This is a genomic window from Aliidiomarina maris, assembly GCF_003987335.1.
GTDB lineage: Bacteria > Pseudomonadota > Gammaproteobacteria > Enterobacterales > Alteromonadaceae > Aliidiomarina > Aliidiomarina maris.
In genome coordinates this window covers 111437-133685 of sequence record NZ_PIPK01000004.1, presented here as the reverse complement: position 1 = coordinate 133685, position 22249 = coordinate 111437, and the positions used below count along the sequence as shown (strand labels likewise).

23 protein-coding genes are annotated in these 22249 nt (G+C 48.9%); 18 read left to right on the top strand and 5 right to left on the bottom strand.

What is annotated here, in order from left to right; genetic code table 11:
- Positions 1-59 precede the first annotated feature (59 nt).
- Positions 60-950 (bottom strand): substrate-binding periplasmic protein, encoded by an 891-nt coding sequence (locus tag CWE07_RS06160; protein WP_111569013.1) that lies wholly within the window; start codon positions 948-950, stop codon positions 60-62.
- Positions 951-1119: 169 nt separating this feature from the next.
- On the opposite strand from CWE07_RS06160, the gene CWE07_RS06155 reads away from it, so the two are divergent.
- A complete protein-coding gene (locus tag CWE07_RS06155; RefSeq protein WP_111569012.1) occupies positions 1120-2754 on the top strand; it encodes a methyl-accepting chemotaxis protein in 1635 nt (544 codons plus the stop codon).
- Here CWE07_RS06155 and CWE07_RS06150 read toward each other — a convergent pair.
- On the bottom strand, positions 2751-3251 hold the full coding sequence (locus tag CWE07_RS06150) for a hypothetical protein (RefSeq protein ID WP_111569011.1): 501 nt from the start codon (positions 3249-3251) through the stop codon (positions 2751-2753). The genes CWE07_RS06155 and CWE07_RS06150 overlap by 4 nt on opposite strands.
- A 111-nt stretch (positions 3252-3362) precedes the next feature.
- Here CWE07_RS06150 and ccoN point away from each other — a divergent pair, with 111 nt between their 5' ends.
- The 11 genes from ccoN to ttcA all read left to right on the top strand — a co-directional run bounded on the left by ccoN (position 3363) and on the right by ttcA (position 13331).
- Positions 3363-4799: a cytochrome-c oxidase, cbb3-type subunit I gene (ccoN, locus tag CWE07_RS06145; RefSeq protein WP_111569010.1), complete on the top strand. Its 1437-nt coding sequence runs from the start codon at positions 3363-3365 to the stop codon at positions 4797-4799.
- Positions 4800-4813: 14 nt separating this feature from the next.
- Positions 4814-5422, top strand: coding sequence for a cytochrome-c oxidase, cbb3-type subunit II (gene ccoO, locus CWE07_RS06140; RefSeq protein WP_111569009.1), 609 nt, complete (start codon positions 4814-4816; stop codon positions 5420-5422).
- A gap of 5 nt (positions 5423-5427) precedes the next feature.
- Entirely contained in the window at positions 5428-5619 is a 192-nt protein-coding gene (locus CWE07_RS06135) for a cbb3-type cytochrome oxidase subunit 3 (protein ID WP_111569008.1), read from the top strand.
- Complete coding sequence (ccoP, locus tag CWE07_RS06130) at positions 5612-6559, top strand: cytochrome-c oxidase, cbb3-type subunit III (RefSeq protein WP_111569007.1); 948 nt, start codon at positions 5612-5614, stop codon at positions 6557-6559. The genes CWE07_RS06135 and ccoP overlap by 8 nt, the downstream gene beginning before the upstream one ends.
- A 132-nt stretch (positions 6560-6691) precedes the next feature.
- Positions 6692-7204: a FixH family protein gene (locus CWE07_RS06125; RefSeq protein ID WP_111569006.1), complete on the top strand. Its 513-nt coding sequence runs from the start codon at positions 6692-6694 to the stop codon at positions 7202-7204.
- Between the two features lie 7 nt (positions 7205-7211).
- Positions 7212-9683: a heavy metal translocating P-type ATPase gene (locus tag CWE07_RS06120; protein ID WP_111569005.1), complete on the top strand. Its 2472-nt coding sequence runs from the start codon at positions 7212-7214 to the stop codon at positions 9681-9683.
- Position 9684: 1 nt separating this feature from the next.
- Positions 9685-9900, top strand: a complete 216-nt coding sequence (gene ccoS / locus CWE07_RS06115; RefSeq protein WP_111569004.1) for a cbb3-type cytochrome oxidase assembly protein CcoS — start codon at positions 9685-9687, stop codon at positions 9898-9900.
- On the top strand, positions 9893-10543 hold the full coding sequence (locus CWE07_RS06110; RefSeq protein ID WP_111569003.1) for a sulfite exporter TauE/SafE family protein: 651 nt from the start codon (positions 9893-9895) through the stop codon (positions 10541-10543). The genes ccoS and CWE07_RS06110 overlap by 8 nt, the downstream gene beginning before the upstream one ends.
- Before the next feature lie 75 nt (positions 10544-10618).
- A complete protein-coding gene (fnr, locus tag CWE07_RS06105) occupies positions 10619-11356 on the top strand; it encodes a fumarate/nitrate reduction transcriptional regulator Fnr (RefSeq protein WP_111569002.1) in 738 nt (245 codons plus the stop codon).
- Positions 11357-11412: 56 nt separating this feature from the next.
- A complete protein-coding gene (gene uspE / locus CWE07_RS06100; protein WP_111569001.1) occupies positions 11413-12333 on the top strand; it encodes a universal stress protein UspE in 921 nt (306 codons plus the stop codon).
- Positions 12334-12422: 89 nt separating this feature from the next.
- Positions 12423-13331 carry a tRNA 2-thiocytidine(32) synthetase TtcA gene (gene ttcA, locus CWE07_RS06095; RefSeq protein WP_111569000.1) on the top strand — a complete coding sequence of 303 codons (909 nt, stop codon included), beginning with the start codon at positions 12423-12425 and terminating at the stop codon, positions 13329-13331.
- Between the two features lie 75 nt (positions 13332-13406).
- Here the strand turns inward: ttcA and CWE07_RS06090 are convergent, their stop codons facing one another.
- Together CWE07_RS06090 and CWE07_RS06085 are read right to left on the bottom strand one after the other, a co-directional pair.
- Positions 13407-14288 (bottom strand): glucosaminidase domain-containing protein, encoded by an 882-nt coding sequence (locus CWE07_RS06090; protein WP_111568999.1) that lies wholly within the window; start codon positions 14286-14288, stop codon positions 13407-13409.
- 89 nt (positions 14289-14377) lie between these two features.
- Positions 14378-15166 (bottom strand): hypothetical protein, encoded by a 789-nt coding sequence (locus CWE07_RS06085; RefSeq protein WP_111568998.1) that lies wholly within the window; start codon positions 15164-15166, stop codon positions 14378-14380.
- A gap of 119 nt (positions 15167-15285) precedes the next feature.
- Here CWE07_RS06085 and CWE07_RS06080 point away from each other — a divergent pair, with 119 nt between their 5' ends.
- From CWE07_RS06080 to CWE07_RS06060, 5 genes are all read left to right on the top strand, one after another.
- The gene (locus CWE07_RS06080) at positions 15286-15909 is read left to right on the top strand and encodes a pseudouridine synthase (protein ID WP_111568997.1); all 624 of its coding nucleotides are present in this window, start codon (positions 15286-15288) and stop codon (positions 15907-15909) included.
- A gap of 113 nt (positions 15910-16022) precedes the next feature.
- Entirely contained in the window at positions 16023-17150 is a 1128-nt protein-coding gene (gene mnmA / locus CWE07_RS06075; RefSeq protein WP_275541009.1) for a tRNA 2-thiouridine(34) synthase MnmA, read from the top strand.
- Positions 17147-17818, top strand: coding sequence for a high frequency lysogenization protein HflD (hflD, locus tag CWE07_RS06070; RefSeq protein WP_111568996.1), 672 nt, complete (start codon positions 17147-17149; stop codon positions 17816-17818). The genes mnmA and hflD overlap by 4 nt, the downstream gene beginning before the upstream one ends.
- Positions 17819-17861: 43 nt before the next feature.
- On the top strand, positions 17862-19253 hold the full coding sequence (gene purB, locus CWE07_RS06065) for an adenylosuccinate lyase (protein ID WP_111568995.1): 1392 nt from the start codon (positions 17862-17864) through the stop codon (positions 19251-19253).
- Positions 19254-19264: 11 nt separating this feature from the next.
- Entirely contained in the window at positions 19265-20431 is a 1167-nt protein-coding gene (locus CWE07_RS06060; protein ID WP_111568994.1) for a cupin domain-containing protein, read from the top strand.
- Between the two features lie 23 nt (positions 20432-20454).
- Here CWE07_RS06060 and CWE07_RS06055 read toward each other — a convergent pair whose 3' ends face one another.
- On the bottom strand, positions 20455-20901 hold the full coding sequence (locus CWE07_RS06055) for a DUF4826 family protein (protein WP_111568993.1): 447 nt from the start codon (positions 20899-20901) through the stop codon (positions 20455-20457).
- A 252-nt stretch (positions 20902-21153) separates the two neighbouring features.
- On the opposite strand from CWE07_RS06055, the gene CWE07_RS06050 reads away from it, so the two are divergent.
- Positions 21154-22200 carry a Leu/Phe/Val dehydrogenase gene (locus CWE07_RS06050; protein WP_111568992.1) on the top strand — a complete coding sequence of 349 codons (1047 nt, stop codon included), beginning with the start codon at positions 21154-21156 and terminating at the stop codon, positions 22198-22200.
- Positions 22201-22249 lie beyond the last annotated feature (49 nt).

The window sequence follows — 22249 nt, the reverse complement described above, 5'->3', positions numbered from 1 at the left end:
TAGGCGCTTTCAAAACGGATGCGGCCTTTACACCTTACTTACATTCACCTACAAGCCGTCTATCTCGGTGCGGCCTGTAATAAGATATCGGCAACGCCGTCACCTAAGTGCGTGCGCAGGTGTTGTTCATATCGTGACGTGGTGAGGTAACCACTCTCAGCTGCAAAAAAGGCGGTCATCAGTGTGCCCCAATCATTGGTGTGCGGCATAATAATACCAAACTGCTCGCCGTCTAAGTTAAATTCTGGATGATGCTTAATGGCCGTGCCCTGCTCTACTGCGCGGTAATAATTATACGCGTCAATGTAGCTGTAATGCCCACTTACCACACCATCAATCACGGCTTGATTGGTGTTCACCCGTGCAAGTTGACGATTTGGCTGATGGGTATCACGCAACTCGCGAATTCTTACTTCATGTAAGGTGCCGGCGAATGCTAACGGCTCTAAAGCTTCTGCCACACTGGCAAACATCTCAGGTGACGTGATCGTCTCGATGTCATTTGGGGTAATTAAAACCGCCACATTGTATAAATAAGGCGGTGAAAACTGCAGTTCGCTGCGACGCTCTTGGGTAATAGTTACATTACCCAAACCAAACACACCACCTTGCGCATGACTGACACGGGCGTACATGTTTGACCAATCCTCATCGGCGACAAAATTTAAGTTCATTTGAATGCCATGATGGCGCTCAAACCAAGCTTCAAAATCACGCATGATTTCAACCGCTACACCCGTCAGTTCCTCGTTCTCATTCAGGTAGGCAAATCCTGGAGCTGGTACATAAATCACTTTTAAGTCCGCAACGAGCTCACTTTGCGCTTGCGCGAACGTGGTTGCGGCATCAACGTCAGGGGTATCGTGCGCTGCACCCTCATCGGAGCATGCACTCAAGGAAATGGCGGCGCAGCCGATAGCGATAAGATATTGTATATTTTTTGTTTGCATTCTGTGTTCCTGACAATAAAGTAAATGAGACGACACTATCCGAGCCGTTACCTGCGAGCATGAACGAGGACAATAACGGTAGTGGCCACCTAATGCACACTAGACTAACAAAAATATCTGTCTGCCGGTAAACAAACTAGCTACCGTAGAATAATTAGGAGAATAGTATATGGCATGGTTAGCAAAAATGACGATTAGCCAACGATTACTGACACTACTTGCGATTGCGGCTGGAGGAACCGCGTTAATGGTTCTATTTATGTTGGTGAGTTTACGCAGCATGATTATTGATGCTGAACGCGCCAAGCTCGATGCACTCAACGATTCTGCAATTACCATCGTTGCGGATTACTACCAGCGCTTTCGTAGTGGGCAAATGAGTGAAGAAGCCGCACAACAAGGTGCCATAGCTCGCCTGGATGGCATTCGCTATGAAGGCAATGAATATATGTTCACCTTAAATCGCGACGGTGTGCTGATTCAACATCCATTCTCTGGCCAGCGCGGACGCAATGTGGTCGGTTTTACAGATCCTCAAGGCACCCCCTTATTTCAGCTCATGTTAGAGCGCACCGAATCTGACACCCGGGCAACCGTTGAGTATATGTGGGAGCTGCCCGGTAGTAGTGAACTAGTGCCCAAGATTACCCGTGTCATTCGCTTTGATAACTGGAACTGGGTGATTGGCAGTGGCGTCTATTTGAATGATGTCTCCAGTCAATTGCTCACCCAGTTTTGGCGCTTAGCGCTGTTTGCTACCGCACTGTCAATTCCGCTTCTTATTGTATTTGTGGTCATTATCCGCTCAATCGTACGACCGCTTAGGCACACCATCGCCGCATTACATGACATTGCGGAAGGCGAAGGCGACCTCACCCATCGTTTAGACGCTACTGGGCGCGATGAAATATCCCAGTTAGGTGCCAGCTTTAACAATTTTGTCAGCAAAATTAGAAAGCTCGTCATTGCGGTGCAGGAAAGCGCCCAGCACGAACAAGAAGCAGCCCAGCGTCTAAACCAGCTGACCGACACCAGTGCAGGGCTCAGCGGGCAACTACAGACGCAAACCAATTCGGTGGCGACGGCCATTACCGAACTTTCCGCCTCGGCATCGGAAGTGGCAAACCATGCCCGCGACGCAGCAGATTCAGCCAATCAAGCGGACGAAGAAGCTAAACGCTCAGCGACCATTGTGCACCAGACAGTGGCTCACGTAGAAGACTTAACCAAGCAACTGGAGCGTGCTTCACAGCAAGCCCAAAACTTGCAACAAGGCTCAGACAAAATTGGTAACATTTTGAATGTTATCGTGACGATTGCAGAGCAAACCAACCTACTGGCGTTAAATGCCGCGATTGAAGCGGCGCGTGCTGGTGAGGCGGGCCGCGGTTTTGCCGTTGTTGCTGACGAAGTGCGCACATTAGCCACACGCACGCAAGATTCAACCAAAGAAATAAGTCAGTTGGTGGAAAGCATTCAGCAGGCGATTAGCCAAGTATCCGCGGTGATTTATAGTGTGCAAGAAGCCTCAACAACCACCCGCGACGAAACCGTACAGGCCGAATCTGCGATTGCCAACATACGTAACTCGGTTGCAGATATTTCAGCGATGAATTTGCAGATTGCCAATGCCACAGACGAACAAAGTCGCGTCACCATGGAGGTCAACGAGAGCGTCTCTGACATTAGTGATTTGACCAATGATAATGAGCGCAATAATGGCTCACTCATTGAGTTAAGCCGCGCATTGAGTGAGAGTAGTCAAGATTTGGCGAAGCTGGTTAGTCAATTTAAAACCGATTAATTATTGGGAATATACGACTGGAACAAAATGTCTTTTTGCTCCAGCTGTTCGCTATCAGCCCCATGAATGCTGAGGCGTAACTGCCAAATCATATATGGGTCGGTACAGGCCCCTAACATAATCTGAGTGCGCCAGGTCGTTGCATCTACTTGGCGCCACTGAACGGGTAAACGGCCCATGTACATGCTTACCCCTCGAATTTCAGCCGATAATTGTTCAATTTCCTGATCACTTTGCAGAAAAACTTCAACGCCACGCTCAATCGGCATCTCTGGGTCGCTCGCTGAGAGCCAAAATGTCTGTTCACCCAGAGTAAAGCTACAGTACTCATTATTTTTTTGCGGATGTTGGCAGATAGGATTTTTGCTAAAATCGCCAACGTCAGGATGGCAGGCTGAAATAATTATGATGAACGGGCACAGCAATAGCGCACGAGAAATCGCTATACATGCGACTCGAACATGGTGCTGAAACATATTTGCAACGCTATTGTTCATATACTGTCCCGCTTATTGATGGAAATCATTATTTCGGCTCCTTGCGCTATATTTTCGCACATAAAAACCGTAATATGGTGCTGTTTTTCAACGGTATCGGACTATTAAGTGATGAGCCAGACTATTCCACAACATAACGACTACAATTTAAAGGTGGTTAAACAGTTCGCTGTGATGACCATTATTTGGGGGATTGTAGGCATGGCCGTAGGTGTGCTGATTGCAGCACAGTTAGTATGGCCTGCCCTCAATTTTGACATTCCTTATCTGACGTACTCGCGCTTACGGCCACTGCACACTAACGCAGTGATCTTTGCGTTTGGTACCAGCGCCCTGTTCGCAACTGCGTACTACGTAGTACAGAAAACCTGTCAAGTCCGTCTATTCTCGGACAAACTTGCCGCGTTTACGTTCTGGGGTTGGCAAACGGTTATCGTCTTAGCGGTGATAACGCTGCCGTTAGGTATGACAACCAGCAAAGAATACGCAGAGCTCGAGTGGCCAATTTCGATTCTTATCGCAATTGTTTGGATCGCGTTCATTATCGTATTTTTCGGTACGTTAGCCATCCGACGCACTTCGCACATTTACGTAGCGAACTGGTTTTATGGTGCCTTTATTATTGCCGTAGCCATGCTGCATATCGGTAATAACTTAGCGGTGCCAGTGTCGTTCACTAAATCATACTCAATTTACTCTGGTGCCGTCGATGCCATGATGCAATGGTGGTATGGACACAATGCGGTCGGCTTCTTATTGACCGCGGGCTTCCTGGGTATGATGTATTATTTCGTACCAAAACAAGCTGAGCGCCCGGTATATTCGTATCGCTTGTCGGTGGTCCACTTCTGGGCATTGATTTCAATCTACATCTGGGCGGGCCCGCATCACCTTCACTACACAGCATTACCTGACTGGGCACAGTCTGTCGGCATGGTGATGTCAGTGGTTCTGTTCGTACCTTCCTGGGGCGGCATGATCAACGGTATTATGACCTTGTCAGGTGCTTGGCATAAATTACGCACCGACCCTGTGTTGCGCTTCCTGATCGTGTCTTTGTCATTCTATGGCATGTCGACGTTCGAAGGCCCAATGATGGCGATCAAGTCGGTCAACGCATTGTCTCACTACACTGACTGGACTATCGGCCACGTTCACTCTGGTGCACTGGGTTGGGTCGCAATGATCAGTATCGGCGCTATCTATCATTTGATTCCGGTGTTGTTCGAACGCGAGCGTATGTACAGTATTAAGCTGATTAACACCCACTTCTGGTTACACACAATTGGTGTGGTGTTGTATATCGTAGCGATGTGGATTTCAGGCGTAACTCAAGGTTTGATGTGGCGCGCGGTCAACGCTGACGGCACACTTACCTATAGCTTTGTTGAAAGCTTAGAGGCCTCGTATCCGTTCTACTTCGTGCGCTTCGTAGGTGGGTTGTTTGTAGTCGCAGGTATGCTGCTTATGGCTTACAACACCTATAAAACTATTCGCAGTGATAAAGTTCGCCCAAGCGAGCCACTGCCAGCGGCGCAATCAGTTTAAGGAGTCACTGAGTCATGAAGAAAAATAGACATGAGTTAGTTGAGAAGCACGTTGGTTGGTTCGCGGTGCTGTCAATCATCGCGATTTCTATCGGTGGCTTGGTTGAGATCACTCCCCTGCTGTTCCAACAGCAGGTGAATGAGCCGGTCAAAAACTTGCGTCCGTATACCGCATTAGAGCTCGAAGGTCGTGATATCTACATTCGCGAAGGTTGCGTTGGTTGTCATAGTCAGATGATCCGCCCTTTCCGGGCTGAAACAGAGCGCTATGGTCACTATTCGGTAGCCGGTGAATCAGTTTGGGAACACCCATTTTTATGGGGCTCTAAGCGGACTGGTCCTGACTTGGCTCGCGTGGGTGGTCGTTATTCCGATGAGTGGCACTACGTTCACTTAATGGACCCACGTGCGGTAGTACCAGAATCGAATATGCCGGCCTACCCTTGGTTAGCTGAGCGTACATTAGACGGTCGTTTAACTGCGCGTAAAATGGAAACCTTCCGTCGATTTGGCGTGCCTTACACCGACGAAGACATTGCCAATGCACAAGAAGACGTAGCTGGACGGACTGAAATGGAAGCGTTAATTGCTTACTTACAATCACTTGGCCATGCTTTGAGGTAGTGACTATGGATGGAGCAACGTTTAACGCATATTACACGCTGTTAGTGTTCGCAGTAATCATCATCGTGATTATCTGGGCATACAGCGGCCGCAATAAAGCTAAGTTTGATCATGACGCCAACTCGATTTTCGAGGAAGACAAACAAGTAAAAGGCAAAGATCAAGACCAGAAACGGGAGTCAAAGAGCGATGAGTAGCTTCTGGAGTGGATGGATAATTGTTCTAACCTTGGGCCATTTAATAGCACTGATTGTGTTACTCAAGTGGAACATGAAGAACTACACCGATGTAGAAGAAGGCGAGAGCATGGGCCATGAGTTCGACGGTATTACCGAACTCAACCACCCACTACCGAAATGGTGGACGTACTTATTCTGGATCTGTCTTGGTTGGGCATTCTTGTACTTAGCCTTCTACCCGGGTTTGGGTAATTTTCAGGGGCTACTTGGTTGGTCGAGTTCAAACCAGCATGTGCTCTCGCTGGAAGACTCGGAGCGTCAGACCCAACAAGCTTTGGAAGAAGGCCGTTTAGTCCAGTATGTGCGTGAACGCGCTCGTGCTGACGAAGTGTATGGCCCACTATTTGCCAGTTATGCAAACCAAACCATTGAAGAAATTGCCCAGGACAGCGATGCATTACGAGTTGGCCAACGCCTGTTTTTACAAAACTGTGCGCAATGCCATGGTTCGGATGCACGCGGCGGTATCGGCTTCCCGAATCTGACCGACGGTGTCTTCAACTGGGGCGGCAGCCCAGCAGATATTAAGCACACACTGATGCAAGGTCGCGTTGCTGAAATGCCAGCGTTTGCAGACCAATTAGGTGAGCAAGGTATTCGTGAAATGGCGGCTTATGTGTTGAGTCTAAGTGGTCGTAATGTCGATCGCGACTTAGCTCGCGCTGGCGAAGCAAACTTTGTCACCTGTGCCGCATGCCATGGTATGAATGGTAAAGGTAACCCTGCTTTGGGTGCTCCTGACTTGACCAATAACGTTTGGCTGTACGGTGGCTCGCAACGTGCTATCGAAGAAACCTTGCGGCATGGTCGTAACGGTGTGATGCCACGTTGGGATAGCATTTTAGGTGAAGACAAGGTGCAGATTTTGTCTGGCTATATATATAGCTTAAACAACTAGTTAAGTACCTAACTTACATGGAAGTTAAGTCAACAGGGCCCCTTTTGGGGCCTTGTGTTCATCAAGAAGCCAAGTGTGCTAAAGGTTTAGCCTTTGTTTCACTATGGTTGTAGTCAAAAGAGGTAGTCGTAGATGCAAGCTCAAGTTCAAGATAACGCCCCATGGTATAAGCACTTCTGGGTTTGGTGGCTGATTGGTGCCAAAGTAGCGGTTATTTCTGCGTGTGTCGCAACTGCGATCCTGATCTATAACAACCCAACTTCTATGGTGGTTGATGACTACTACAACGAAGGGCGTGCAATTAACCTGCAGCTCAATCGTGAAGCCAGAGCGATAGAATTAGGCATTGCGTTTGAAGCCTTTTTTAATGGCGATGAGCTGGCGTTTCGATTTACTGAGTTTGAGCCTGAACAACGCACAGCACTGCATGTCGTGCTGTACCACCCCACCCTGGACGCCAAAGATATCGACTTACGTGTACCCCACGCCGGCGATGGTTGGTATCGCACCACGTTACCGCGTGAAATAAGTGGTCATTGGCGTATTATTATCGAACCTTACGACCAAACTTGGCGCGTTGCGCATAATTTTCAGTTGCCGCACGTCGATGCGCTGCTGCTAGAGCCAGTGAACTACGGAATATAGTTCACTTATGGCGAGTTCAGCGATACGCTCAGTGGCTCCCGAAGCCTGTTTTCATTGCCATCAGCCAATTCCGCGCGGTATTAACCTCCACGTTGATGTCGAGGGCGAGTCTCAGCCGATGTGTTGCTACGGTTGTCAAACTGTGGCACAAACCATTGTTGAACAAGGCCTTACCCACTTTTATCGTTTTCGTCAGGTCGATGCGGACGGCGTGCCGCAAGCTTTGGTGCCTGATGCCTTGCAAACGCTCAACGAGCAAGTTAAGAGCTACGACGACCCTGATATTCAGCGTGAATTTGTGCGCAGTGATGACAATGCAAACCGCAAAGAAGTCACTCTGGCGGTTGATGGCATGACGTGCGCGGCTTGTGCCTGGCTCATTGAACGCCAATTACTCGGGCTGACTGGCGTGCAGCATGTAGTGGTCAATGCCACCACTGATCGGGTGAATGTTAAATGGCAGCCCAGCGCGCTGAAGCTGAGCGACATCATTGCTGCGATTCATCAAATTGGTTATCGCGCCCTTCCCTTTCAGCAAGCTGACCTTGAGCAAACTTTCGAAAAGAAGCGCCGCAGTTATATTTTACGCTTAGGCATTGCGGGGCTGGCCTCAATGCAGACCATGATGGTCGCATTTGGGCTGTATTATGACGACATTGATGACATGCATCGGCTGTACTTTTGGTGGGTATCGTTATTATTCACCGCGCCGGTGATCGTGTATAGCTGTCAGCCATTTTTTGCTAATGCTATCCGTGCGTTACGAGCACGAACCGTGAACATGGACGTGCCCGTTTCTCTCGCCATGTTACTCGCTTTTGTTGCGAGTTTTTACGCGACTATTTTTGATACCGGCGAAATCTACTATGAATGTGTCTCCATGTTTGCATTCTTACTACTCTGCGGCCGCTATTTAGAGTTGCTAGCAAAGCATCGTGCGATTGCCAATGCAGCCAACTTAATGAAACTAATTCCCGCCATTGCAGAACGTCGCAATATAGATGACGATAACAGCGATTCCGATACTTGGCAGCAAGTCATGGTTAAGTATTTGCAGGTAGATGATGTCATTCGGGTTAAGCCCGGCGACCCAATTCCCGTTGATGGCGTACTGCTCAGTGCCAAGGCGTGGGCAGATGAAGCTTTGTTAACAGGTGAAAGTCGCCCTGTAGCTAAAGCTGAAGGCGACGAGGTGTACGCTGGTACAATTAACCAAGAATCCCCGATTGAATTACGCGTAACAGGCACCCATCAAGACACCTTGCTATCCAGCATTGTCTCATTGCAAGACACCGCCATGGAGCAAAAACCAAAATTTGCGCGCTTAGCCGATATCGTTGGGCGTTACTTTGTGGTTGGCACCCTGCTAGTTGCGAGCATCACTTTTACGAGTTGGATGTTTTTGTCGCCAGAGGACGCATTTTGGATAACCCTTGCGGTACTTGTCGCCACATGTCCTTGTGCACTCGGACTAGCGGCGCCAACGGCCATGTCAGGTGCAATCAACCGCTTAAATCGTGGCGGCATTTTACTGAAAAACGCGGCTATTTTAGAGCTGCTGCCCAACATAAAAACACTGTGCTTGGATAAAACTGGGACGCTCACCCAAGGTCGTTTTAATATAGTCAATCACTGGTTTAGTGAGGGTACCTCAGCGCACTTAAACGCCGAGCAAGTGATGCAATTGGCAGCCAGTATTGAGCAGTATTCCGAGCATCCCCTGGCCCGCCCATTTCAGCAACAGTCGGCGGCAACCCTGCCGGTGACTCAGGTTGATAATCAGCCAGGCGCAGGTTTGACGGCTTTTTACCAAGAACAAGATTACCGTATCGGTAGTCTCGATTTTATCCGTCAGTGGCATCCAGGCGCAGACTCACCATTACCCCACGCGAATGTGTTTTTGGCTGACCGTGGCGGTATTATCGCGGCTTTTCAGGTGGATGACGAGCTGCGCGCTGACGCTCAAGCCATGGTGGACTGGTTTAAACGTCAGAATATTGATGTCGTCATGCTGACCGGTGACAACCACGCACGCGCTCAAGCACTTGCTAACACTTTGGGTATTGAGCATGTGCATGCTCAACTGAAACCGGCGGATAAGTTGGAGATTGTCCAGCAACTGCAGCAGCACGCGCCTGTGATGATGGTGGGTGACGGCATTAATGACGCGCCAGTGCTTGCTCAAGCCGACGCGTCACTTACGTTCGCTTCAGGGACTGAGCTAGCGCAAGCCGGGAGTGATGGCGTGATACTGAATGGACGCTTGAATGCACTGCAGCGTTTATTCGATGCAGGTCATTTAACCCGCCGTATTATTCGTCAGAACTTCACTTGGGCGTTAGGTTACAATGCGGTTATCTTGCCTATGGCTGTGACCGGTCACGTCGGCCCGTTATGGGCTATGCTTGGCATGTCAGCCAGCTCGCTGATTGTGGTGAGCAACTCACTGCGTTTATTACGCAAGCCACGCGGAGGCTAATATGGAGATTTTGCATATCGCGGTTCCCGCAGCCATTTTATTAGTCGCATTTGCGATTGCGATATTTTGGTGGGCGGTAAAGCACGGTCAGTTTGATGACCTTGAACGTCAAGGTATGAACATTTTACTCGACGAAGAACCACGTAAAAAGAAATCCCAGCACGCTAAAGACGTCGATAAAGACGAAGCTGATAAAGCGAATACGCCTGATGCATAACCTTGACTGGCTGGCGGCGCTGGTTATGGGGCTAGCTGGCAGCGGTCATTGCTTAGCCATGTGCGGTGGGCTCGCTGGGGCGATGGGATACAGTCAGAACGGTTGGCGTTTACTGATGTATAATCTTGGCCGCCTGACGTCCTATACCATAGCGGGAGGTATCGTTGGCGCCGCAGTGCTCGCAACTACAACTATCCACCAAGATGGCTTAATTTGGTTACGTCTTGTCGCTGGTATCATGATGGTATTACTCGGGCTGTATATTACCCGAGTTTGGATGGTATTAACGTTTCTTGAACGCATTGGCGCCATTCTGTGGCGCCGCTTGCAACCGCTCACCCGCCATTTTCCACCCAATGCGTCCACGCACAAACTATTTATTGCAGGCATGTTGTGGGGCTGGTTACCTTGCGGCCTGGTGTATAGCGCGCTGGCTTGGGCCGCATTGAGCGGTTCTCCACTTAGCGGCGCCGCCACCATGTTGGCATTTGGCGTAGGCACCCTGCCCTCGATGTTGATCTTAGGCTTGTTTAGCCGCAAACTAAGCCAATTCGTGCGCACTTCTGGTTTTCGTTGGGTCGCAGGAATACTCATGATAGGCTACGGAATAGTGACCGCAGCTATCGCCGTTCAGCAATTATGAACATGAATGCTGCTGGATACGCCTTTACCCCAATAAAACTTGCTTAAATTACTTGTTGTCGCTGAAGGAACGGATATGTCAGAACGTGCATGGAATAATAATATTAATTGCCAAAACTGTAGCATTAGCCAATTATGCTTGCCGTATACGTTAGACAATTTATCACTTGATAAATTAGATGACATTATCGAGCGCAAGCGACCCTATCGTAAAGGCGAGCAACTATTTCAAGCGGGTCAGCCTCTTAAAGCCTTATATGCGGTGCGCTCTGGTAGCTTTAAAAGCTTTACTGTCAGTAATGACGGTGACGCTCAAATTACCGCGTTTCACCTGCCTGGTGATTTAATTGGCTTTGATTCTATCCATAGTCCAACCTACACCTCGTTCGCGGAGTCGTTGGAAACCTCCATGGTCTGTGAGATTCCTTTTCAAAGTTTAGAAAAGTTAAGCGACCAATTGCCATTATTGAGACGTCAGGTAATGCGCTTAATGAGCTCAGAAATCAGTGCCGACAAGCAAATGCTGTCATTGCTAAACAACAAAAATGCCGAGCAGCGCTTAGCGACCTTCCTGTTAGATTTTTCTGAACGCTTTAAAAGCCGCGGTCTGTCTAGCAAAGAATTTCGCCTCAGTATGACCCGCGCTGAAGTCGGTAACTTTTTAGGGCTGACCGTTGAAACCGTCAGTCGATTACTGAGTAAACTGCACAAATCAGGTGTTATCCAAGTAGATGGTAAATTTATTCTGCTGCAGCAAATCGATGCACTACAACAGCTAGCCGGCGTGCAATTACGTAGCTGTTTAACTCCCTAGCAAACTGGCTGCAGCTACACTATGCTTATAACGAGTTATATACCGTCGGAGGCATTATGTATCAGCGCTTATTGGTTGTTTTAGACCCGCATCAAGAACAGCAAAATGCGTTGGCGCGCGCTATACGCTTAGCCAGAATGGAGCAAGCCTCGCTCACCTTGTTCGTGTCTATCTATGATTTTTCTTACGAAATGACCACCATGTTATCGGGTCAGGAGCGTGAGAATATGCGCGCCGCGTTAGTTGAAGAGCGTAAAGCTTGGGTTGATGAATTACTGACCCAGTATGATACCCGCCACTTAAGCATCGATATCCAAGTGGTCTGGCATCACCGCCCGTTTGAAGCCATCATCAAATGCTGCATTCAAGGTCAGCATGATTTGCTTATCAAAGGCACGCGGCGTCACGATAAATTGCAAAGCGTATTATTTACACCCACCGATTGGCATTTATTGCGCAAAGCGCCTTGCCCAGTGCTTTTAGTCAAAGAACATGAATGGCCACCCAACGGTCAAATCATTGCGGCGGTTAATGCCGGTGCCGAAGACAGTGCGCACCAGTCCCTCAACCAACGTATCCTAACCGCAGCTGACCATATGGCGCAGCAGCTTACCGCTGAACTGCATGTCATCAATTGCTACCCAAGTGCACCACTCAATATGGCGATTGAAATTCCTGAATTCGATACCAGTGACTACCAAGCTAACGTTCGCACGTACCATGCTGAATCGCTTTCGAAGCTTGCCAATGAGAGGAATCTGTCCCACCACCACCTGCATGTCAAAGAAGGTCTAGCCGAGGATCAGATTCCAGCGCTTGCCCAAGACATTGACGCTGAGCTCGTGGTAATAGGCACTATTGGCCGAACCGGGTTTACTGCAGCGCTGCTTGGCAATACGGCTGAGCATGTCATTGAGCAACTTAACTGTGACGTGTTAGCAATTAAGCCGGAAGGATTTACTTCACCAGTAAATTAATCACGGATACAGGGTGAGTAAATTGTCAGTGGCACTTGAGCTAGGTATACTAGCGCCCATTTTGAGTTAACGCAGGCATTGGGTGCACCATGTCCACTGAAGCAAAGCAGCAATATAGTATCAACAAACTGGAAAAGCGGATTCGCCGCCAGACCGGTCAAGCAGTCGGCGACTTCGGTATGATTGAAGACGGCGATAAGGTGATGGTGTGCTTGTCAGGTGGTAAGGACAGCTACACCCTGTTAACTACTTTGCAGTATTTGCAGAAAGTGGCGCCTATTCAATTCTCTATTGTGGCAGTCAACCTCGATCAAAAGCAACCTGGCTTTCCAGAGCACGTGCTGCCTGAGTATCTGGATAAGCTTGGCGTTGACTATAAAATAGTTGAAGAAAATACCTACGCAATTGTGAAAGAAAAAGTGCCAGAAGGTAAAACAACCTGCGCACTATGCTCGCGCTTACGTCGTGGTATTTTATATCGCACGGCCAAAGAGCTGGGGGCGACGAAAATTGCTCTTGGGCATCATCGTGATGATATGCTGGAAACTCTGTTTTTAAATATGTTTCATGGCGGTTCGCTGAAATCTATGCCGCCTAAGTTGGTCAGCGATAACGGCGAGCATGTGGTGATTCGCCCACTTGCGTATGTCAAAGAAAAAGACATTGAGCGTTACGCTCAAGCCCAAGGCTACCCTATCATTCCGTGCAATTTATGCGGCTCGCAGGAAAACCTGCAGCGTAAGCAAATTAAAGAAATGCTGCGTCAGTGGGATAGACAATATCCAGGCCGAATTGAGAGCATGTTTAAAGCCTTAACGAACGTGGTGCCATCGCATTTGGCGGACCCAACATTATTCGACTTCGCTCAAGCCAGCGCAACCGCCCAAACGCATGGCGACACCGCGTTTGACCAGCCTACTTTGCCAGGGTCGCACTCGTTTCAAACTGAAGACGAAGACGCTGAGCAAATTCAGGTGATTCAGGTAGCGAATGCGTGATAACTGGCGCTGCCTGATCAAAAAAGCCGACTCTCAGAGTCGGCTTTTTTGCTATTCAGTGCAGGCTAGGTAGACTTAAATACCGACATCTAACCAAGCACTCTGTACTTCTTCAATAATCGGCTGGTTGATGCGGATCATTTGGTTCAGCTCGTCGATATAATCCTGACCACGCTCTGAATAACTCATTAAGCCCGCAGTAATGGTGTCTGAACTCACGCGATCATCCATTTGGCGCTCTTCTAATCGCATGGCCCGTAGTTCTTGATAAGCAAAGTGGGTATTTAAATTACGCACAAACGCAACCACCGACGCTTCCATACTCTCAAAGCGGCGGACTTCGTAAACTTGGCCGTCTGGGCGTGCTGCAGGCACGATTCCACAGCCTTCGGTCCAACACCATTGGCCAAAGAAATTCAGGCCTTCACGTGCAAAACGCGATGTCCCCCAACCTGACTCATTCGCAGCCTGAATCAGAACCACGGTTTCTGGCACGATATCGACACGGCGCGCTAACACTTGAAAGCGCTGTTGCATGGAATCGGCATCGACACGGTAATAGTCGGCCAAGCGCGAAATCCAATCCCGCTCTTCACGCGATAAAGTCTCGCCAGCACGGTATTTGTCATGCAAGGTAGCCAACATCTCGCGCTGGGCTAAAATGCGTTGATTGGTTTCTTCAATTGCTGGTAGCAAGTACGCGAAAAATTCACGCTTGCGTTCGTTGACGTCATAGATCTCAGCAAAATCAGGTACGTCCTGAGTTCGGGTTGATAACCTGCGATAAATAGCGGGCAAATCTTGCTGCTGTTGACGGCTGTTTTTCTTTAAAGCAACGGCCTTACCGCGCTCACTGGTGTAGCCAGTAGCGGCATCGTATGCTTCGAATTGTACGAATGGCACAGCCAGAGCTGCTGCCACTGCGATAGCTGAAAGACTTCTGACAACTAACTTCATGCACTATCCTCGTTGGATTAATCACCGTTAGTATACCCTAGTTTGCTTTACAATTCACCTATCGCAATTTATCGACCATTCAGCGCGCTTTATGCGTCCCAGCGACCATTGTCATCCGGCTTTTGTGCTTGAGGCTGATGAGTTGATTCACTATTGATTTGCATGTCGTCCGCGTCGCTATCAATGGCGATACCAAATACATCGCGATACATGATGCCCTTGACGTTATAGAACATCGGCACGATAAAAATCCATGCTAAACCGAAGGTAAACAGGCCCAGTAAAAATAGCGCAAACATAATCGCATAGACCAACAAGAATGAAGCAAAACGTTTGATCACAGCGATAAACGAGCAGCGAATCGCTTCTATCGGAGATAACCGATATTCGGCAGCCAAAGGTACTGCCATCGACAAGGTAACTGCAACGAACCCAAGCACCGCTAAACTCAGTATGGTAGGCAGTACGCCAGCTACCAACTGATTGATTATCTGTGTGATAAGCGCGATAAGAATAAAATTGAATGGTTGGCGAACAAAACGAAACACATCGGATACCTGAGTACGCTTACCCACGGCATGCATCATGCCCATGACATGAACCGCTGCAAAAAGTGGTGGCACCACCAAGGTTTGTACCAGCATCACCACCATCACAGTGCGCGAGTCTTCGATATCGGGGGCGCCGACAAATAGTTGCAATGCCAGCAGCAGCACCACAAAAAATACCGCAAGGGCCAGCACCACGGCGCCAACGATTGAAGCAAAGGTTGATTTCGTGGTGTTGAATGCTTCTTTCAAAACGTCTACAGGATTGAACTGATGATTGTCTTGAAGTGCTCGCTCAAGACTTCCACCCACGCGCTGCTGCTCTTTCATGTATACTTACCACCTAAATGTCATTCAGCCTCAATGTTTGCGTGTATAGTAACTCAGACACGCACATTAATGCTACGTCCGAGGCGTTTAGCCAATCGAACCGAGAGAATGTTTACCCGATGAAAACCACTCGCACAGCACGCCGTTCGCAGCAGCCGAGCAAATCCATGCGCCGCCCTCGCCCAAGTCAGCCACGGCTCATTGCATTTAATAAGCCGTTTAATGTGCTGAGCCAATTCAGTGGTGAAGTAAATGATCGCACATTGAAAGATTACATTGATGTGCCCGACGTTTACCCCGCTGGTCGCTTAGATAAAGACAGCGAGGGGCTACTACTGCTGACCAACGACGGGCGTTTGCAGGCGAAGATTGCAGACCCTGCGCACAAAATGCCAAAGACTTACTTTGTGTTGGTAGAGCGCGAACCTGATGAAGCCGCGCTCAATGCTTTGCGCCGAGGCGTGACTTTAAAAGATGGACCAACGCGACCAGCCTTGGTCGAACAAGTCGAACCACCAGACTGGTTGTGGCCACGCGAACCTGCCGTGCGAGTGCGTAAGCATATTACCGATGTCTGGCTGAAACTGACCATTACCGAAGGCCGAAATCGACAAGTACGCCGAATGACAGCGCACGTTGGCCACCCTACTTTACGTTTAATTCGCTATCAAATTGGCGATATTTGTTTGCATAACTTGGCGCCTGGTCATTATCAGGATGTGAAGTTCAACGTCGCTAAGTAAGTGCAGTGCTTGCCTTGAAACGTGGCAAGCCTAAGCTAAAAGTGATAGAATCCGCGCGGTATATTTAAGGGCTATTGCATCGGTAAGTGTGCAACAAAAAGGTGGTTACGAACGTGCAAGAACATCGAGATCCTTCCCAAATTAAAGTCATCGTTGGTATGTCCGGCGGTGTTGACTCGTCTGTATCGGCGTATTTGCTGCAGCAGCAGGGTTATCAGGTCGAAGGCCTGTTTATGAAAAACTGGGAAGAAGACGACACTGATGAATATTGCGCCGCTGCAACTGACCTAGCGGATGCCGAAGCGGTATGCAAAAAATTAGGTATTGAGTTGCACACCGTCAACTTCGCCGCTGAATACTGGGACAATGTGTTTGAATACTTTTTGCAAGAGTATAAAGCTGGGCGCACCCCGAACCCAGATATCATGTGTAACAAAGAAATTAAGTTTAAAGCGTTTCTAGAATTCGCTGCTGAGGCATTAGGCGCAGATTACATAGCGACTGGGCATTATTGCCAGCGCCGTTTTAATGGCAGCACGTGGGAGCTTATTCGCGGTTTAGACGATAACAAAGACCAAAGTTATTTTTTATATACCCTTTCCCATGAGCATATTGCGCAAACGTTATTTCCTGTTGGCCATTTACCGAAGCCTGAAGTGCGTAAAATCGCCGAAGCGCAGGATCTTGTCACCCATGACAAAAAAGATTCCACCGGTATTTGCTTTATTGGCGAGCGCAAATTCAAAGACTTTTTACAGCAATACTTACCCGCCCAGCCAGGCGACATCGTGAGTGTGGATGGCACCGTGTTAGGTAGCCATCAAGGCTTGATGTATCACACATTAGGGCAACGCAAAGGCCTGCACATTGGCGGGCTTGCTGATGCCAGCGAAGATCCTTGGTACGTGGTAGACAAAGACGTTGCCGCCAACCAGTTGGTCGTCGCGCAAGGCAAAAACCATCCACGCTTGTTTTCACGGGGCTTAATTGCCAAGCAACTACATTGGGTTGCACGCGAAGCATTGCACGAAGGTCTCGCATGTACAGTGAAAACCCGTTATCGCCAACAAGATATCCCGTGCCAAATCAAAGTGATTGATCAAGACACCATTGAAGTAATGTTCGATGCGCCAGTGGCTGCGGTTACCCCAGGCCAGTCGGCGGTATTTTATAGCGGCGACGTATGTTTAGGTGGTGGTATTATTGACGCGCGTATTACTGATCACGAGGTCGCATTATGAGCCAAGTGGCAGTCAACCTTTGGCACCAACGCATGCTGGCATTTGCCGGCATGTGTTTAGCGTCGGTCTGTGCCCAGCAATTGGCCCGCCGTGGTCAAGTCACCCCGCATGACGCCAGCGATGTACTATTTGATTCTCTACTTATTCTAGACGCAGCTCAAACCGAAGATATTTATCAGCCGCTTTCTGCACTAGTGCCTGGGCTCAAGGTTTTACTGCGTCAATTAGATGCACCCGGTGACAAGGACGTCGAGCAAACCCGTTACGTGATTGGCATGCTGCAACTTGAGCGCCGCCTAGCCAAACAACCTCAGGCAATGCAGCGCCTGGGCGAGGCAATGAATCAAATTAAACGTCAACGCGACGAGTTCAATTTCACGGCCAGTGATGTTATTGCCAATATGGCTGGCGTGTACTCCGACATTATTAGTCCGCTAGGGCCGCGCATACAAATCCAAGGCAATCCTGAACACTTACGTCAAACCAGCGTGCAAAATCGGATTCGCGCGGTGCTATTGGCAGGTATTCGAAGTGCGGTGCTATGGCGCCAGTTAGGCGGTAAACGCCGCCAAGTGATTTTTAACCGCCGCCAGATGCTACTTGCGACCAAGGAATTACTCCACGCGATCGGCCAGTTACCTGAACCCAATGAATCGACCGACGCATAACACGAATAACTTTTGATTATCCTTTAACCATGGAGCCCTGCTCATGCAACTTTCTGCGCTTACAGCGATTTCCCCCGTTGACGGCCGTTATGGCAGCAAAACCGATGCCTTACGCCCTATTTTTAGCGAATTTGGCTTAATTAAGTATCGCGTTGAAGTTGAGGTACGTTGGTTGCAAATGCTGGCGAATGTCGAAGGCATTCAAGAAGTACCTGCATTGAGCGATCAAGCCAATCAGCGTTTAGACGCGATTGTGGCAGATTTTGATGAGCAGCATGCTGCGCGCATTAAAGAGATTGAGCGCACCACCAACCACGACGTGAAAGCTGTTGAATACTTTTTGAAAGAGCAAATTGCTGACAACGCTGAGCTGCATCAGGTCACTGAATTTATTCACTTCGCGTGTACCTCAGAAGATATCAATAACCTGTCACACGCACTCATGCTGCGCGCGGCGCGCGATGAAGCCGTGCTGCCTTTGCTCAATGAATTGCTGGATAAAGTGACAGCCTTGGCGAAGTCACATAAAGATGTCGCGATGATGGCGCGCACTCACGGCCAACCAGCTACGCCGACCACAATGGGCAAAGAATTTGCGAATGTCGCGATTCGTCTCAAGCGCCAAATCAACCAGCTACAAGCCGTGCCTTTACTGGGTAAATTGAATGGTGCTGTGGGTAACTATAACGCTCACTTAGCGGCCTACCCTCAAGTTGATTGGCATCAGATATCTCAGCAATTCGTCGAATCACTTGGGTTGACTTGGAACGCGTACACCACGCAGATTGAGCCCCATGACTACATCGCAGAATGGTTTGACGCATTAGCGCGCTTTAACACCATTGTGATTGATTTAGACCGTGATTTATGGAGCTACATTGCGCTTAACCACTTCAAACAAAAAACCGTAGCTGGGGAAATTGGTTCCTCGACCATGCCACACAAGGTAAACCCAATCGATTTTGAAAATTCAGAGGGTAACTTGGGCATCGCCAATGCGATTATGGCGCATTTAGCGCAGAAGCTGCCGGTCTCACGCTGGCAGCGTGATTTAACGGACTCTACGGTATTGCGTAACTTAGGTGTTGGCATTGCACATGCGGTGATAGCGTACCAAGCTACCCTGAAAGGCTTGAACAAACTGGAAGTGAATCGCAGTAGCTTACTGAATGAATTAGACCAGAACTGGGAACTACTCGCTGAACCGATTCAAACCGTAATGCGTCGCTATGGCATTGAAAAGCCGTACGAAAAGCTAAAGGAACTGACGCGCGGTAAGCGTGTTAACCAAGCAGCAATGGCCGAGTTTATCGATTCGCTTAGCTTGCCTGCTGAGGTTAAGGCCGAACTTAAACAATGGTCACCTGCCAGCTACATTGGTCGTGCGGAAGCCTTTGTTGACGAGCTCGACACCGCGCTCGCTAACCTCGTATAGGGCTTGTAAACATGGCATTTGAATTTGACCGTGCAGTATTCGACGCCAAGAAGTTTCTGGCGCATGATTGGCAACGACAACCCCGCGTTTTTCGCCGAGTATTTGCAGACTTCGCCGACCCGATTAGCGCCGACGAATTAGCAGGCATCGGCTTAGAACCAGGAGTCGACTCACGCTTAGTTTCAAATGCCGACGACCAATGGCAATTAACCCACGGACCTATTGAAGATTTTAGTGCCGTGGGTGACAGTCACTGGTCCCTATTAGTGCAAGCGGTCAATGAACATTTCCCGCCAGCGCAAGCGCTGCTTGAACCGTTTAGATTTATTCCCGACTGGCGCATTGACGACTTAATGGTGTCATACTCAACGCCTGGTGGTGGAGTGGGCGCTCATCTGGACCAGTACGACGTATTTATTATTCAAGGCCAAGGTCAGCGTCGCTGGCAGGTGGGTGCTCGTGGCAATTACAAAGTACATACGCCCCACCCTGAGCTCAAGCAAATTGAAGGTTTTGTGGCTGACATCGATGTCGTGCTAAACCCGGGCGATATGATTTACATCCCAGCCGGTTTTCCCCACGCTGGTGAAAGCATCACTGAATGCTTGAACTACTCCGTCGGTTTTCGTGCACCCAGCCAAGCAGAAATGCTGTCGGCTCTCGCAGACCATGCACTCGATCAAGAGCTTTTAGCAACGCGCTACCAGGATGCTAACGACATCCTCGACTCAGACCAGCCTAGCTGGCATTTGAGTGACAAACAGATGGCGCATTTTCGCCAGTTCATTCGTTCTGGATTGGAAGATGATCAATTACTTAATACGGTGATTGCTAATATGTTGTCGCAAAATCCTCGTCCGCCGCTCTTGATTTGGCCGCAACGAGAGGTTACTGAATCTGGTTTAATCCGCTACTTGCAGCAATACGCCACCCTTCAGCGTGCGGTAGGCTTGCGAATGATTACTGCAAAATTGGATGGGCAACTAACCGGCTTAGTACAAGCTCAGCAATGGCCGCTTGATGAAAGCAGTCAGCTACTTTTTGAAACTCTGGTGAATACGCCTCTGGAAATAAGCTGCCAGACGCTACTACCACTGCTCAAAAGTGGTAGTGCGCGACAGCTTATGCTTGATTTACTCAATGAGGGCTTCTGGTTCGTCGGTGACGACGACGCATAGCTAGGACGGTAGTAGGCGTGGTATTACGCCTGCTGCCATAATTTTTCGTTATCTGACAACTGATATAGAGCTTCCGCATTACGCACTAACAAAGTCGCCATTTGGCGCTGTGTGGTATCGGCTGCGTCACCCAACGCCGCAATATTCTCGGCTTTCAGTTGCCATTGAAAACTAAAATAACGTACCGCCTCTCGTGCTGTCTTGGCCGCTTCAGCGCTGACATGGTCGGTGGTGACGCGGCCATTAATGACCCACACCCGCTTACCGTTTTGCAGTTTAAATTTCCACACTGCGATGTCTGGCACTAAATAACGCGACTCCTTGGTAAGAATCGTCTCGCTTAGCAAGCCACGTTCGGCCAAATAGCGATTAGCATTTTGAAATTGTGTACGTACCCACTCTTGGCGTTGTTCTTCAGTCATTGCAGCAGGCTGTTGATTTTGTTGTTGTGTTGTTTGCTTTTCGCTCATGATTCTACTTCTTTTTTACATCCTGAAAATTGAATCCTACCAACTTACGTTCTTAGTTGGAAGCCTACAGGCGTTATTTTATCTAGCCTAGCGCGGTGTAAACTCTAGTTGCTAAACGAGTGTTCGAATTTTATCTAATTTGCATCGTTGAAACTGGAGTTGCTTGCATTTAAGTGGTAGCTTACGCGCATTTTCATAGGCCACTCGGATATTGTGGTCTTATATAACAACACAATGAGGTCAACGGAACTTATGTCAGTATTTGATCATGCAGAATTTGATAACCACGAAGAGGTCGTGTTTTGTCACGATGAAGCTACCGGTTTGAAAGCTATTATTGCTGTACACGACACCACCATGGGCCCCTCTTTGGGCGGTACTAGGATGTGGAATTATGCAAGTTCTGAAGAAGCATTGACTGACGTATTGCGTCTTTCACGCGGGATGACCTACAAGAGTGCGTTGGCCGGCCTGCCTTTAGGCGGCGGTAAAGCAGTTATTATTGGTAATGCAAAAACTGATAAGTCGCCTGAGCTATTCAAAGCTTACGGCCGCTTTGTTGATTCACTGGGCGGTAAATACATTACTGCTGAAGACGTCAACATTCGCACCAGCGACATTGAGTTAGTCGCTACTCAAACTCGCTTCGTTGCTGGCACCGAAGGTAAAGCTGGCGATCCGTCGCCGCATACTGCATTAGGTACGTATCTTGGCGTTAAAGCAGCTGCCAAACACGCCTTTGGTAGCGACGACTTAAAAGGCCTGAAGGTTGCGGTGCAAGGCATTGGCGCGGTCGGCTATGACTTCGCGGCCTACCTGGCGAAAGAAGGCGCTATTTTAACCGTCTGTGATGTCAACCAAGACGCCGTGGATAAAGCAGTCAAAGAGCTTGGTGCCACAGCGGTCAGCATCGATGACGTTTATGATGTCGACATGGATATCTTTGCCCCCTGTGCCCTTGGCGCCACAGTCAATGATGCCACCTTACAACGTATTGGCGCTAAGGTTATTGCTGGTTCGGCGAATAATCAATTAGCCACGCCTGCGCATGATAAGATCGTGCAAGATATGGGTATTCTGTACGCACCTGATTACGTTATCAACGCAGGTGGCGTGATCCACGTCTGTTCAGAAGCCTCAGCAATGAGCACTGAGGAAACTGCGGCACGTGTGCGCGCTATTTACGACACCCTTGACCGTATCTTTACCCGTGCTAAAGCAGAAAACCGCCCTACCGGTGAAATTGCAGATGAAATGGCACGTGAAATCTTAGCCGCTAAAGCAGCGTCTCGCGGTTAACTGCTTACCACGCAAACTTTGCGAATTTAACCAACAGCCCGGCATTGCC